Consider the following 11,906-nt stretch of genomic DNA (forward strand, 5'->3'; position numbering starts at 1 on the left):
CCCCGGGCAGTTCACCGTCGCACCGGACGGAGCGACGGTCCTCTACCTGCGCAGCAGGGCGGGCGACGACCCGCGGCCCTGCCTGTGGGCGCTGGACACGCAGTCCGGCACGGAACGACTGCTCGCCATGTCGTACGACGTGTCGCCGACGACCGCGACCTCGTCGACCGCGTCGGCGGCGCCGGTACGCAGGAAGGCGGCGAGGACCATGTCCGGGTACGGGCGGCCGCGCCCGCCCGCGTCGGCGGGGCAGAGCGTGAGCGGCACGAGGTCGCGCCAGCCGAGCGCGTCGAGGATCGCGTCCTGGGTGACCCGCGCGAACCCGGTCGTCAGGACGACCGTGCGGCCCGCGTCCCGCAGCCGGGCGATCGCTTCTGCCGCACCGGGCACGGGCGCCACGAGACCGCCGCCGACGAGTTCGCCGTACGCCTCCTCGAAGGCGGCGTTCGCCCGCTGCGCACTCCGCTCGTCACCGAACAGGTGCCGGAACACGGAGATCTTGGACTCGCCCATCGTCTCGCGCACGTAAGCGAGTTGGCGGGCGTGCCGGTCGGACCCCGCCTCCACCCCCAGCGCCTGCGCGGCGGCGGAGAAGGCCCGCTCCACGAGGCCGCCGTCGGCGACCGTCGTCCCGGCCATGTCGAGGACCACCAGCTTGAGGCCGCGGTGTGCCGCGTGGTGTGTGCCACCGGTCAATTCCTTCACCATCCCAGTTCGTCGGCCGTCGTCTCGGCGATCGCGGGTGAGCACGTCATCCCGCGTCCGCCGGGTCCGGTCACCAGCCACACGCCGTCGCGCACCCGCTCCCTGTGCACCACGCGCGTCGCGTCGACGCACTGCGCGTACACCCCGGCCCAGCGTCGCCTGACGCGCGGCAGCGGCCTGCCGAGGAACCCCTCGACGACGCCCGCGAGGTGGTCGTACGGCTCTTCCCGCACGTCAAAGTCGAACGGCTCGTCGTAGGCGTGGGTGTCGCCGATGGTCAGGCCGCCGTCGAGGCGCTGCACCATGAGCAGTTGCATGCGGTGCTCGGCGGCGACCGGCGCCTGCGGCTGGCCCTGCACCAACGCGCTCAGCGCGTCGCCCCCGTACGCCGGGTAGTAGCGGAAGCTGTCGGCGTCGGCGACGGAGGTCGGCAACGCCTCGCCGAGCGGCTCGGTCTGCATCATCTGCAACCGCACCCGCCGGACGGGCAGTTCGGGTGCGAGCTCGCGGACGAGGCCGCCCAGCCAGGCGCCCGTGCACACCACGACGGCGTCCGCGGTGTGCGTGTCGCCGTGGTCGTCGCGCACGGAGGCGCCGCCGGCCGCCGGCGTCACGTCGCGGGCCTCGCGGCCGCCGAGGAAGGTGTACCGCCCGGTCGCCGACAGCACCTCACGCAAGGCGAGTTGGGCGACGCGCGGCTCGACCGCCGCATCCCGGGCACACCACAGCGCGGCCGTGAAGTCACCGCGCAGCGCGGGGTTGATCCCGCGCGCCTCGTCCGGTGTGAGCAGCTCGTACCCGCGCGCGGCGGCGTCGGCGCGCTCGGTGGCCGCGGCGGCGACCGCGAGCTCACGCTCCGTGCGCACGAGTGTGAGCGAGCCGTTGGCGCGGAACCCGAGCCCCGGCACCCGGCCCCCGATCTCCTCCCACAACTCGCGTGCGCGCAGGGCCGTTTCCAGCTCCTGACCACCCGCCCGGCCGCTGACCCAGATCTGGCCGAAGTTGCGCAGCGACGCGCCGCGCGCCTCCGGTTCACGCTCGATCTGCACGACCTCGTGGCCACGGGCCGTCGCCTGCCAGGCGTGCATCGTGCCCAGCACGCCGCCTCCTACGACGATGACTCTCACGTTCCAGACGCTCCTCGGACGCGGTGTTCGCTGATGGTCCCCGGGCCTCAGATGGTGGTCCGTCCACGTACCCATGGACTAGACCCGTTACCATTTCGATATCGTAAGTCGACTTCTTTGACCTGATACGTCCGCCTTTCAGCGCTTCCCGCCGTCCAGGCGTGCCGTGAAACTGAACCTGTCCCCTCTGAACAGCGTCCGCACCCGCTCCAGCGGCCGCCCGTCCGCGTCCTTCGACGCGCGGTGCAGCAGCAGCATCGGCAGCGCCGGCGGCGTGCCGATCAGCAGCGCCTCGCGTGGCGTCGCGAGCACCGTCTCGATCCGCTCGTCCGCCTCGCCGAAGGAGACGCCGAGCCGCTCGCGCAGGTAGGCGTAGAACGACGAGTCCGGGTCGAAGTCGCCGTCCAGTGCGGGCGCTCGCGCCACCGACACGTACGTGCTCTCGAGGCCGACCCGCTCGTCGTCGGCGAGCAGCACACGCTCCATGTGCCACACCGGCTCCCCCTCGGCGGCGCCCGTCGCGGCTGCCAGCGCCGGGGTGCACGGGACGCGTTCGAGCGAGACGAGGCGCCGCCCGGGCGTGTGGCCCTGGAGCCGCACGCCCTCCGTGTAGCTGGCGAGCGAGAGCGGCTGCTCAAGCTTCGGGCCCGCGACGACCGTCCCCCTGCCCTGCCGCCGCAGCCTCCCCTCAAGGATGAGTTCGCGCAGCGCCTGGCGCACCGTCTCCCGCGCCACCTCGTACCGCGTGGCGAGGTCACGCTCCGTGGGCAGCACCGCGCCCTCGCCAAGCTCCTCGACGAGAGCGGCGATCCGGGTCTTGACCATGTAGTACTTGGGCACGCGGCCGTGTTCGGGCACGCCCGCGCGCACGGGCGCACCGGGGGCCTGCGGGTGTGGGTGGGGGTGGGGGTGGCCCGGGGAGTGATCCACGCGGGCATGTTCGCACGCGGCGCCAGGGCGTGGGGCGCTGGGGCGAGGCGCTGAGGCGTGGCGCTCAGGGCTTGCGGGAACGCCGCCGCTCCACCAGGACGACGGTCCCGGCGCCCGCCGCGATCAGCCCGACGGCCAGCGTCGTCCGGGCGACGACCCCGGCGGTGCCGGTCGCGGCCAGCTGCGGGACGAGGGGCAGCGCGCCGATCCCCGTGCCGTCGCCGGTGGTCCCGCCGCCGTCCACCACGTCGAAGCGGTACGGCGCCGACTGTCCGACCCAGCCGCCGTCGCCGCCCTGGCGCTGGACGGCCGCCGCGCTGACGGTGATCCGGTCCGTCGGCGCGCCCGCCGCGAAGGCGAGGCTCGCGGCGACGGTGACGGTCGCGCCGGCCGGGACGGTGAAACCGGTGGTGTCCTTGTCGAAGACGCCGATGATCTCGTCCTCGTCCGTGGTGTGCAGGGGCACCGCGCGCAGCCGCCCGTGTTCGTCGGCGAGGCGCAGGCTCACCTGCGCCGCCGTGAGGTCGCGTCCGCGCCCGGCGATGACGATGACCGGGTGCACGTTCCGGCACGTGCGGTGCGTGGTGTTCGTCAGGTCCACGGACCAGGTCGCCGCGTCACCGCCCGCGCGGTAGGTGCCGGGGCCGCCGTGCAGCCGCGTGCGGATCGGGAAGTCGTGCCCGGCCTTGTCGCCGCACGCAGGCACCGGGCCGCGCGGGACAGCGGCCCGAGCAGGCCGGGAGGCGGACGGAGCGGACGGCAGGACCGCCGCCGCGGCGGCCGGGAGCGGGACGGCCGCGGCGAGGAGGAGGCCGAGGGACAGGGCGGCGGCGTGACGCGGTCGCATGGCGGGTGACACCTCTGCTGTTCGCGGGCGGTCGGCGAGCGGAGGCCGACACTCCCACGCGGACACCGCCGGTCCCGGCCGCCACGACCTCCAGCGCACCGAAAGTCATACGAACAGGCTTGCCGCCCGCGTTCAGGACGGTGCGCGGCTTTGCGCTTCACCACCCGCCTTGCTTAAGTTGCGCCATGACTGGCACAGCCGACCGTCCCCTCAGGGTGGGACTCGTGGGGTACGGCCTCGCGGGCTCCGTCTTCCACGCGCCGCTGATCGCCGCCACCGACGGCCTCGTCCTCGACACCGTCGTCACCTCGAGCGAGGAGCGCCGCGGGCAGGCGCGCGCCGCGTACCCCTCCGTGCGGTTCGCGGCCTCCCCCGACGAGCTGTGGGAGCGGGCGGACGCGCTTGACCTGGTCGTCGTCGCGTCGCCCAACAAGACCCACGTCCCGATCGCCACGGCCGCCCTGGAATCCGGTCTCGCGGTCGTCGTCGACAAGCCCGTGGCGGGCACGGCGGCCGAGGCCAGGGTCCTCGCCGGCCTGGCCGAGGAGCGCGGCCTGCTGCTCTCGGTCTTCCAGAACCGCCGCTGGGACAACGACTTCCTCACCCTGCGGAGCCTCCTCGACGCGGGCGAGTTCGGCGACGTGCTGCGCTTCGAGTCGCGCTTCGAGCGGTGGCGCCCCCGGCTGAAGGGCGGCTGGCGCGAGTCCGGCGCGCCTGAGGAGTTCGGCGGGCTGCTGTACGACCTGGGCAGCCATGTGGTCGACCAGGCCCTCACGCTGTTCGGCCCGGTGACGCGCGTGTACGCGGAGGCCGACGTGCGCCGCGAGGGCGCCGAGGCCGACGACGACACGTTCTTCGCCCTGACGCACGCGAGCGGGGTCCGCTCCCACCTCCACGTCAGCGCGATCACCGCCCAGCTCGGCCCCCGCTTCCGCGTCCTGGGGTCGGCGGCGGGCTACGTGAAGTACGGCCTCGACCCGCAGGAGGCGGACCTGCGCGACGGCAGGCGGCCCGGCACCGGCGGCGAGCCGTGGGGCGTCGAGCCCGAGTCGCTGTGGGGCAGGCTCGGCGCCGGCGAGTCGCCGCTGACGGGCGGCGGCACGCCGGTGCCCACGCTCCCCGGCGACTACCCCGCCTACTACGCGGCGATCGCGGCGGCGCTGCGGGACGGCACGGCACCGCCGGTCACGGCACGCCAGGCGGCGGCCGCACTCGACGTCCTGGAGGCAGCACGCCGCTCGGCGCGCGAGGGCGTCACCGTGGAGCTTGAAACGACGCGGGAGACGCGGGAGACGCGGTAGACACCGGAGAGGGCCTGAGCGTGTGCCGCGTCAGGCGTCCTTGAGCTGCTGGCGCTGGGTGCCGAGGCCCTCGATCTCCAGCTCCATCACGTCACCCGCGCGCAGGTAGGGCTTGGGCTCGGGCCTGCCCATCGCCACGCCCGCGGGCGTGCCGGTGTTGATGACGTCCCCCGGGTAGAGCGTCATGAACTGGCTGACGTACCGCACGATCTCCGCGACGGGGAAGATCATGTCGGCGGTGGTGCCGTCCTGCTTGGTCTCGCCGTTGACGCTGAGCCGCATCGCCAGGGCCTGCGGGTCGGGCACCTCGTCGGACGTCACGAGCCAGGGGCCGAGCGGGTTGAACGTCTCGCAGTTCTTCCCCTTGTCCCACTGGCCGCCCCGCTCCAGCTGGAACGCGCGCTCCGAGACGTCGTTGGAGACGGCGTACGCGCCGACGTGCGCGAGCGCCTCCTCCTGGGAGTCCAGGTAGCGCGCCGTGCGCCCGATGACGACGGCGAGCTCGATCTCCCAGTCGGTCTTCACGCTCCCCCGCGGGATGAGCACCGTGTCGTCGGGGCCGACGACCGTGTCCGCCGCCTTGAAGAAGATGATCGGCTCGGACGGCGCCTGCGCGTTCGTCTCCCGCGCGTGGTCGTGGTAGTTCAGCCCGATGCAGACGACCTTGCCGACCCGGGCGAGCGGGGCCCCGACGCGCTGCCCGGCTTCGAGCACCGGCAGCTCACCGGCCGCCGCGGCCGCCCTGACACGTTCGAGGGCGGCGTCGTCGGCGAGCAGCGCGCCGTCGATGTCGGTGACGATCCCCGACAGGTCGCGCAGCGTCGTACCGTCCTCGTCGAGCAGCGCGGGGCGCTCCGCACCCGGTGTACCGACACGCAGCAACTTCATGGTCCCTGGCTCCCTCTGGTCGAGCTGGTCGAACTTGTCGAGTTCCGGCGATCGATACTCGCCGTACACCTGATCTCCCGGCAAGACCCTTCTCGCCCAGCGGGCACCACGTCCGCTCAGGCGGGCGCGGGATCGTCGCGCAGGGCGTCGTCCGCGAGTACCTCCTCGTCGGGCCGTGTGTCGGCACGTTCGCGGGCCGTGCCGACGCCCGCGTACGTCACGGCGAGCGCGACGAGCAGGTTGGCGGCGAGGGCCACGATCCCCGCGTTCACGCCCCACACGGGGTCGTGCCCGCCGAAGACCAGCGTGCACACCAGGGCCACGCCGACCGCCAGGCCGCTCAGCGCTGCGACCGTCGTGAGGCGCCGCCACACGAGCCCGAGCAGGAGCATCGGCAGCAGCTGCGCCATCCCCTCGTAGCTGATGAGCGACAGCCGCACGAGCGTGCCGGGTGCCGCGTACGTCAGCACGAGCGCCAGCGCTCCCGCGATGACGACGACGCACTGGGCGGCGGCCTTCTGCCGGGCGTCGCCGCTCAGCCGCGGCACGAGCGACAGCACGCTGCGGCCCCACATCGTGCCGATGACCAGCATGAACACGGCCATGGGCACGATCGAGGAGAGGGCGGCCGCGACCCCGACGACGCCGACGGCCCAGGCGGGCAGCGCGTCCACGACGAGCTTGAACAGCGCCAGGTTGGTGTCGGATCCCGTCAGTCCCGGTACGACGAACGCGGCGGCGAGACCCAGCAGCATCGGCACGAACAGCAGCACGTTGTACGCCGGCAGGAAGACGGCGTTGCGCCGCAGGGTGCCGGCGCTGCGGGCGCCGAGGTAGCCGGCGACGGTGGTCGGGAAGATGACGATCGTCAGCGCGTTCATCACGGAGGTGGAGATGAACCATCCTGTGCCCATGCCGCTGTGGCCGTGGCCGGGCAGGGTCAGCCAGGCCGTCTTCTCATGCACGACGCGGTGCAGGAAGTCGCCGTACCCGCCGAAGTAGTGCAGCGGCACGTACGCGATGAGGAAGATCAGCGTGCCGATGACCAGCAGGTCCTTCAGGACGGACACCCAGGCGCTGCCGCGCAGGCCGCTGACGACGACGAAGGCGGTGGTGACGGCGAAGGCGATGAAGTACGCCCAGTTCAGGCTGATCGTGCCGTAGGAGATGGTCGACACGACCACGCCCATGCCGGTGATCTGCAACTGGATGTACGGCAGCAGGAACACCGTCGCCAGCACGGCGGTCAGCGCCCCGAGCCACGGCCGCCCGTAACGGTGCGTGACCATGTCGGTGATGGAGACCAGGCCGTGGCGGCGCGCGTACGACCAGAGCATGGGCCCGACGACGTACCCGACGGCGTAGCCGCACGACAGGTAGGCGACGACGTAGAGCACGGGCGCCCCGAAGTCGTAGCCCCAGCCCGCGCCGCCGAGGTAGCTGAAGCTGGTGTAGCCCTCGCCGGCCATCAGCACCCAGATGAAGACGGTGCCCAGGCCGCGGCCGCCCACGGACCACTCCGTGATGCCCCCGCCGCCACCGCCGCGGCCGCGCACGGCGAGCAGCCCGAGCACGACGGTCACCGCCATGAACGCGCCGAAGACGGACGTCGCAACGGCCGCGTTCACCGGCCCTCACCCCGTCCCTTCGCGGCGAGCCTGCGGTCCCCGCGGTAGGCGGCCCACACCGCGAAGGGCGTGACCAGGGTCGAGGCCAGCATCCAGAACGTGAGGAACGGCAGGCCCACGACCACGGGATGGACCCGGTTCACCCAGGGCAGGGCGACGAGGAAGAGCACGAAGGGCACGAGGAGCCAGAGCAGATGCGGCCGTTGTCGAAGCACCCGGAGACCTTACGGCCTGGTGCCGGAGCGGGAGACGGCGGAGACGGCGGATCCGCGCCGCCCCTCCTCCCATGCCCGACCCGGGTGACCGCAGTACGGTGTGGCCATGCGCCCCGACATGCCTGCCGACCACACCACGGAAGCCGAGCGCCTGCTGCGCACCGCGGCCCGGTACCCGGAGGACCAAGAGCCCCTGCTTCTCCAGGCGGCGGCCCATCTCGAACTGGCCGGCGCCAGAGACCGGGCCTCCGGCCTCTACGACCAGTTGCTGTCGACGGGCCCCGACCACCCGGGCACCGACCACCCCCAGCTGGTGAAGGCTCTCAAGGCGGCCAACCTGTGGGAGTTCGGCCACGAGCCCGAGGCACGCACGATCATCGACGGCGTCCGGCTGGCATCGCCGCTCGAACCGGCGCCCTGGGAGATCATCGCGGAGACGCTGGAACGGCACGACGAGCCCGAGGCGGCCCACGACACCTTCACCGCCGCGCTGAACCTGCTCCTCACGCCGGGCGAGGAGGTCCCGTACGCGACCCACGCCCTCCTGATCGGCCGCCACCGCACCCGCCGCCTGCTCGGTCTCGAACACGACGCGTGGGACTCGCTCGCCGACCAGGTCAACCCGGCGTCCGTCCCGCTGGACGAGCTGCATGACCCCAAGCGCCTGTGGGCCCTCGGCTCCGACAACCCGGAAGAGCTCCAGGCCGAGATCAACCGCCTGCGAGCCGAACTGGGCTCGTACCGCACCGCGCTGTCCCGCCCCTTCCCCGTCGCCGTGCTGCACTGGCCCGAGGGGGAACTCGGCGAGCTGATCGCCGCGTACCCCCCGCTCGCCGAGGAGTACCACTCCCACGAGGCGCACCTGGCCCGCGTCGAGACCGCGCTGCGCGAACTCGCCGCCGCGGGCACACCGAACCTGGGCGTCGTCACGGGCACCGTCCCCTCCTACGAGGCGTTCGCGGCCTCGGAGGCCGCGCCCCCGACGGCCACCGCGCTGCTGCCCCTCTACGCGACCACCCTGGCGGCACGCGGCCGCGCCCTCCCCTGGCCGCCGCCGCGCAACGCCGGCTGCTGGTGCGGCTCGGGCGCGCCGTACCGGCAGTGCCACGGGGCGGCCTGACCGCGTGTCCGAGCCCGCGGGCGGGGGTGCGAAGGGGACGCTCGGCAGGCTCACCGCGGTACGCCACGGCGAGAGCGCGGCCAATGTCGTGTTCGGCCGTGCGGTGGCCGCGGAGGACTCCGAGCTGATCGTGGGCGGCAGCGACGCCCAGGTGCCGCTGTCCCCGCGCGGCATGCGCGAGGCGGAGGCGCTGGGGCGACGGCTGGCGGACGGGAGTCCCGAGGGGCGGCCAGATCTCGTCGTCTGCTCCCCCTACCTGCGGGCGCGGCAGACGTGGGACGCGATGGCCGCCGTGGCCAGGGAGTCGGGACACACGCTCCCCGCGTTCACGGTGGACGAGCGGCTGCGTGACCGGGAGATGGGCGTGCTCGAGCTGCTGCCGCCGCCCGCGCTGCGGGCCCGGGCCCCGGAGGAGGCGGCGCGCCGCAAGCGGCTCGGTGAGTGGTTCTACCGGCCGCCCGGCGGCGAGTCACTCGCCGATGTGACCCTGCGCGTGCGCGACTTCCTCACGGAACTTCGCTCGGGCGGCGCCGAGGAGCACGTCCTGCTCGTCGCGCACGACTCGGTGGTGGTCGCCGTCCGGCACGTGCTGGCGGGGATCGGCGACCCGGTTCCCGATGACGTGCCCGTGCCGAACGCCTCGGTGTCGTGGTGGGAGGACCTGGGGCCGGGCGGCGCTCCCGCCCGGCTCGTGGAGTTCGCGAGCGTGAGCCACCTCAGCCACCTCACGGGGACGGGCGGCGACCGGGAGCCCGGCGCGCTTGGTTAGGCTCGTCATGTTCGAAGTGTGAAGATCGGTCGCCGGCCGGCGTCGTGCCGGCGGCGCGTCAGCGAGGACGGCAGAAGTGGCGAAGTTGGCAGCTTTGGCGAGGATCCCGGCGGCTGCGCCGGCGGCGGCCGCGGCCGCGGGCGGGCTGGTCGGCGGGTTCGCCGTCGCCCGGTGGACGAAGAAGCGGCAGCTGGGCGGGGCCGTGCTCCTCGCGGCGGGCACGGCGGCGGCGTGGCAGTGGCGGCAGGCCTCGGGCACGAAGGCGGCGGCCGGTCTCGGCGCGGCGTACCTGGCGGCGTTCGGCGGCTCGCACCCGCTGGCCAAGAAGATGGGCGCCTGGCCGTCCGTCTTCTCGGTCGCGGGCGGGATGGCGGCCGCCTCGTACGCGGTGACGCGGCGCTGAACGCGTCGCGCTGACCGCCTGGCGCTGAACGCGTCGCGCTGACCGTCCGCGCCGGGCCGGCCGCCCGCGCACGCGGCGGTCAGCCGCCGAGCGCGTGCGAGACGGTGTAGATCAGCACACCGGCCAGCGCGCCCACCACCGTGCCGTTGATCCTGATGAACTGCAGGTCGCGGCCGATGTGCGCCTCGATCTTCTTCGAGGTGTCGTCCGCGTCCCAGCTCTTCACGGTGTCCGTGATCAGGGACGTGATCTCGCTCCTGTACGTGGACACCACGTAGGACGCGGCGTCCTCGATCCAGCCCTCCAGCTTGGCCTGGAGGCGGTCGTCGGTGGCGAGCCTGCGGCCGAGGCCGAGCAGCGAGGCGCGGGCACGCAGACGCAGTTCGCTGTGGTCGTCCTCCGCGGCGGAGATGATCATGGCTCGCACGGACGACCAGGCCGAGGCGATGATGTCCTGGACCTCGGGGCGCGCGATCAGGTCCGACTTCATCCGTTCGACCTTGTTCCTGGTCTGCGTGTCCGACTGGAGGTCGGAGGCGAAGTCCTTGAGGAAGCGGTCGATCGCGCCGCGCGCGGGGTGGGACGGCATGTCCCGCATCTCCGTGACGAAGCGCAGCAGCTCCTTGTAGACGCGGTCGCCGATGCGGCGGTCGACGAAGCGGGGCGTCCAGCCGGGCGCGCCGCCCTGGACGGCGTCCATCACCGAGTCCTCGTGGGCGACGAGCCACTCGCGGCCGCGGACGCAGATGAGGTCGACGGCCCGGTGGTGCGCGCCGTCGGCGACGACCTTGTCGAGGGTCTTGCCGATACCGGGCGCGATCTCGGCGGCGTCGGCGCGCCGGGTGATCGCCTCGCCGACGACCGCCTGCACGTCGGAGTCCCGCAGGACGGTGATCGCGCCGCGCAGGGCGGTGGCCAGCTCGGCGGTGACGCGGTCGGCGTGTTCCGGCTCGGCCAGCCAGGCGCCGACGCGGCGGCCGATGGCGAGGGCACGCAGTCGGGCGCGCACGACGTCGGCGGAGAGGAAGTTCTCCCCCACGAACTGGGCCAGGGAGGCGCCGAGCTGGTCCTTCTTGTTCGGGATGATCGCCGTGTGCGGGATGGGGATGCCGAGGGGATGGCGGAACAGGGCCGTCACGGCGAACCAGTCGGCGAGCGCGCCGACCATTCCGGCCTCGGCCGCGGCGGCGACGTAGCCGCTCCAGGCGCCGGCGCCGGTGTGCCCGGCCCAGGTGGCGAGCGCGTAGACGCCGGCGACGAGGACGAGCAGGGTGGTGGCGGTCGTCTTCATGCGCCGCACGCCGCGGCGCTTCTCCTCGTCGGCGGCGGTGTACGAGAAGGAGGGAAGTCCTGACCCGGTGGAACGTGACCGGGCGGGCGGGGGGTTGCCCGGTGTGTTCGCGTGGTGCTGCTCCGTGCGCGTGGACGCCGTGGCCGTTTCGGCGTCCACGTCGGTGGCATTCGTCTCCTGCGCGGAGCGTTCCCCGTCCCCGCGTCCCGCTTCACCGTGTTCCATTCACTCCACCCGTCCGCGACCGCCGTGCGACTCGCAGTGAGCCGCCTGCCAGGGAACCTCCTGTGCGCATTGTCCCTCTTGAGAGGTGACTCCCCGGGCGTGTGCCAAGTTCCCCCGCCGTGGCGGATGATGTTTGTACAGAAAGGTGAGGTGAAACCGGGACATGACAAGACAGCGTGCCCTGGCCCTTTTCGGAGCCATGATCGCGGTCGTGGCCCTGGTGTGCGCCGGCGTCCTCGCCGGCCTGGGCCCCGGCAAGGGTCTTGCCGACGACGTCGCCGGGAGCCTCCTCGGGAGCGGCAAGGGCGACGGGAGCGGTGACGGCAGCGGGGACGGCGTCACCGCCGACGGCCGGGGCGGCGACGCCCAGGGCCGCGCGGGCGCGCACGAGGCGGCGCCGGTCGCCGAGATCGGAAGAGCGCACGCCTGAACTCCAGGCTCCGATGCACCTACCATT

13 protein-coding genes are annotated in these 11,906 nt (G+C 73.4%); 5 read left to right on the forward strand and 8 right to left on the reverse strand.

What is annotated here, in order from left to right; translation table 11 throughout:
* Window positions 1–42: 42 nt before the first annotated feature.
* From JFN87_RS28235 to JFN87_RS28250, 4 genes are all read right to left on the reverse strand, one after another.
* Window positions 43–708, reverse strand: a complete 666-nt coding sequence (locus JFN87_RS28235) for an HAD family hydrolase (protein ID WP_209344514.1) — start codon at window positions 706–708, stop codon at window positions 43–45.
* Window positions 702–1,832 carry a TIGR03364 family FAD-dependent oxidoreductase gene (locus tag JFN87_RS28240; protein WP_209344516.1) on the reverse strand — a complete coding sequence of 377 codons (1,131 nt, stop codon included), beginning with the start codon at window positions 1,830–1,832 and terminating at the stop codon, window positions 702–704. Before JFN87_RS28240 ends, JFN87_RS28235 begins: the two co-directional genes overlap by 7 nt.
* A 138-nt stretch (window positions 1,833–1,970) precedes the next feature.
* A complete protein-coding gene (locus JFN87_RS28245; protein WP_209344518.1) occupies window positions 1,971–2,762 on the reverse strand; it encodes a GntR family transcriptional regulator in 792 nt (263 codons plus the stop codon).
* 64 nt (window positions 2,763–2,826) lie between these two features.
* Window positions 2,827–3,609 carry a hypothetical protein gene (locus JFN87_RS28250; protein ID WP_209344520.1) on the reverse strand — a complete coding sequence of 261 codons (783 nt, stop codon included), beginning with the start codon at window positions 3,607–3,609 and terminating at the stop codon, window positions 2,827–2,829.
* 185 nt (window positions 3,610–3,794) lie between these two features.
* Here JFN87_RS28250 and JFN87_RS28255 point away from each other — a divergent pair, with 185 nt between their 5' ends.
* Window positions 3,795–4,910 carry a Gfo/Idh/MocA family oxidoreductase gene (locus tag JFN87_RS28255; RefSeq protein WP_209344522.1) on the forward strand — a complete coding sequence of 372 codons (1,116 nt, stop codon included), beginning with the start codon at window positions 3,795–3,797 and terminating at the stop codon, window positions 4,908–4,910.
* Between the two features lie 30 nt (window positions 4,911–4,940).
* On the opposite strand, the gene JFN87_RS28260 is transcribed toward JFN87_RS28255, so the two are convergent.
* From JFN87_RS28260 to JFN87_RS28270, 3 genes are all read right to left on the reverse strand, one after another.
* Complete coding sequence (locus JFN87_RS28260; protein WP_209344534.1) at window positions 4,941–5,798, reverse strand: fumarylacetoacetate hydrolase family protein; 858 nt, start codon at window positions 5,796–5,798, stop codon at window positions 4,941–4,943.
* Between the two features lie 116 nt (window positions 5,799–5,914).
* On the reverse strand, window positions 5,915–7,426 hold the full coding sequence (locus tag JFN87_RS28265) for a sodium:solute symporter family protein (protein ID WP_209344524.1): 1,512 nt from the start codon (window positions 7,424–7,426) through the stop codon (window positions 5,915–5,917).
* Complete coding sequence (locus JFN87_RS28270) at window positions 7,423–7,641, reverse strand: DUF3311 domain-containing protein (protein WP_307865619.1); 219 nt, start codon at window positions 7,639–7,641, stop codon at window positions 7,423–7,425. Before JFN87_RS28270 ends, JFN87_RS28265 begins: the two co-directional genes overlap by 4 nt.
* 106 nt (window positions 7,642–7,747) lie before the next feature.
* On the opposite strand from JFN87_RS28270, the gene JFN87_RS28275 reads away from it, so the two are divergent.
* From JFN87_RS28275 to JFN87_RS28285, 3 genes are all read left to right on the forward strand, one after another.
* Window positions 7,748–8,761, forward strand: a complete 1,014-nt coding sequence (locus tag JFN87_RS28275) for an SEC-C domain-containing protein (protein ID WP_209344526.1) — start codon at window positions 7,748–7,750, stop codon at window positions 8,759–8,761.
* 4 nt (window positions 8,762–8,765) lie between these two features.
* Window positions 8,766–9,530: a histidine phosphatase family protein gene (locus tag JFN87_RS28280; protein ID WP_209344528.1), complete on the forward strand. Its 765-nt coding sequence runs from the start codon at window positions 8,766–8,768 to the stop codon at window positions 9,528–9,530.
* Window positions 9,531–9,615: 85 nt separating this feature from the next.
* Window positions 9,616–9,933, forward strand: coding sequence for a hypothetical protein (locus JFN87_RS28285; RefSeq protein ID WP_245182132.1), 318 nt, complete (start codon window positions 9,616–9,618; stop codon window positions 9,931–9,933).
* 79 nt (window positions 9,934–10,012) lie between these two features.
* Here the strand turns inward: JFN87_RS28285 and JFN87_RS28290 are convergent, their stop codons facing one another.
* A complete protein-coding gene (locus JFN87_RS28290) occupies window positions 10,013–11,224 on the reverse strand; it encodes a DUF445 domain-containing protein (protein ID WP_372449296.1) in 1,212 nt (403 codons plus the stop codon).
* 388 nt (window positions 11,225–11,612) lie between these two features.
* On the opposite strand from JFN87_RS28290, the gene JFN87_RS28295 reads away from it, so the two are divergent.
* Entirely contained in the window at window positions 11,613–11,879 is a 267-nt protein-coding gene (locus JFN87_RS28295; protein WP_209344532.1) for a hypothetical protein, read from the forward strand.
* The last annotated feature ends 27 nt before the right edge of the window (window positions 11,880–11,906 follow it).

The organism is Streptomyces montanisoli (assembly GCF_017813245.1).
Lineage (GTDB): Bacteria > Actinomycetota > Actinomycetes > Streptomycetales > Streptomycetaceae > Streptomyces > Streptomyces montanisoli.